This window comes from Aphanothece microscopica RSMan92 (assembly GCF_046613545.2).
Lineage (GTDB): Bacteria > Cyanobacteriota > Cyanobacteriia > PCC-6307 > Cyanobiaceae > NIES-981.
The window spans coordinates 1-484 of the sequence record NZ_JBKKKY020000475.1; the positions used below are offsets into that span (position 1 = coordinate 1).

1 protein-coding gene is annotated in these 484 nt (G+C 68.0%); it reads left to right on the plus strand.

From position 1 onward, the window contains the following. Positions 1 to 113: 113 nt before the first annotated feature. The coding region (locus ACLD7X_RS18615; RefSeq protein WP_411425164.1) for a hypothetical protein at positions 114 to 484 on the plus strand (371 nt) is incomplete at its 3' end.

Below are 484 nucleotides of genomic sequence, written 5' to 3' on the forward strand. Positions count from 1 at the left end.
GATTGAAAGCCCCGCCTGCCCGGCGGGGCTTTTTCCTGCGCCGCATTGCCCCATGGCCCCGATTTGCCTAGCCTTTCCGGGCACCCGCCACCCGCAAGCACACAGGACCGCCCATGAAAACCTCTCATGCCGCCTTGGTCGCCGTCCTGTCCCTTGCGCTGCCCGCCGCCGCCGAAAGCCTTGAGAACATCGGCACGATGCACGCCACCTTCGACGGCGAGGTGATCACCCAGACTACCGTCCGCTTTGGCCAGGGCGACGAACAGGGTGCCACCGCCGAATTCGGCGCGGGCTTCGGCAGCACCGACCTGTCGATCTATGGCGGCGACGTCGGGCGACAGCTGTCCATCGAGCTGATGTTCCCCGGCGACGCCCCCGGCCCCGCGTCCGCGCCGATGCTGACGGCGATCAACTGGTTCCCCAAGGGCATGTCCGACCACTGGTCCAGCGAAGAGGCGCCCGCGCCCCCCGCCATCACCTTTTC